The 1,325-nt window shown below is 48.2% G+C and carries 1 protein-coding gene; it reads left to right on the top strand.

From position 1 onward, the window contains the following. On the top strand, positions 1 to 1,325 hold a 1,325-nt coding region (locus L1271_RS24625), incomplete at both ends, for an amino acid adenylation domain-containing protein (protein WP_235369054.1).

Raw genomic sequence — 1,325 nt, 5'->3', positions numbered from 1 at the left:
TGAAGCACATATAGAACAATTAAGTACGCATTTACAGCAGCTATTAGAAGCGCTGGCAGACACACGAGGTGAGTGGGATATTGCGCTGTCTCAGCTAGACATGCTGTCAGCAAAAGAAGTTAGGCAGTTAGTGCACGAATGTAATGCTCGAAGTGATAATGCTACGCAGGCATGGGGCAATATCGTTTCCCACTTTACCGCGCAAGCTCAGCGACAGAGTACGCAGACAGCGGTCGTGTGTGGTGACAGCAAGATGAGTTATGGTGAGTTAGATAGGCAATCGAACCAGTTGGCACGCTATTTAATGACGAGGCATCACGTGCAGCGAGGCACACTGGTTGGGCTTTGTATGGATAGGTCCATAGAGATGGTGGTCAGTATTTTAGCGATCCTGAAAGCAGGGGGGGGCTATGTGCCACTAGACCCACATTATCCGGAGTCACGATTACGTTATATGGCGACGGACACGGGGATGTCTTTGCTGTTATCACAACAGAGGCTGAAATCGACGTTACCGGATTTACCTGTGGAAGTCGTTGCGGTGGATGAGATAGCTCAGGAGTGGCAATGTTTGGCAGCAACGGATGTAGACGTAGCGATAACGGGGTCGGATGTTGCGTATGTGATTTATACGTCAGGCTCGACGGGGCAGCCTAAAGGGGTACTCACACCACATCAAGGGTTATCGAACTTTTATACTGGGTTTCTAGCTCAAGGCGAGGTGCTGTCGCAAGGGATGGGGGATGCGTGGCTATGGCTTTCTTCATATGTCTTTGATGCATCTTTGAAAGGGTTGTGCTTATTGGCTGATGGGGTCAAATTGGTCATTCCAAGTAAAGCGCAAATATTAGCACCCCTTGAATTGAGTAAGCTAATCAAACAACACGATATTCAAGTTGTGAATGCGACTCCACAATTATTAGGTGCGTTACTTTCAGAACCAACATTACCTGCGGTAGATGTGATTTCTAGTGGTGATCTAATTGGTGCAGGGCTGTTGAAGCGACTACAGCAGTTTGTACAAAAACATAAGCGAGTGCTGTTGAATGCATATGGGCCAACAGAAACGACGGTCAATACGCACTTTGCCGAATTGACTCACAGTGATCGAGAGGTCATCGGGCGAGGCATGCATAATGTGTCTAGCTACATACTTAGTTCAGCCTTTGAGTTGGTGCCTCAAGGTTGTATTGGTGAGCTATTTGTGGGCGGTCCAGGGTTAGCGCTTGGGTACTTGAATCAACCAGAGCTAACAGCGGAGCGCTTTGTAGAGAACCCATTTTATGATGAGGCGCAAGCAGGCAGCTCAAGACGACTCTACCGCA

Source organism: Pseudoalteromonas sp. OF5H-5 (assembly GCF_021530695.1).
Taxonomy (GTDB): domain Bacteria; phylum Pseudomonadota; class Gammaproteobacteria; order Enterobacterales; family Alteromonadaceae; genus Pseudoalteromonas.
This window is presented reverse-complemented; position numbering and strand designations above follow the sequence as displayed.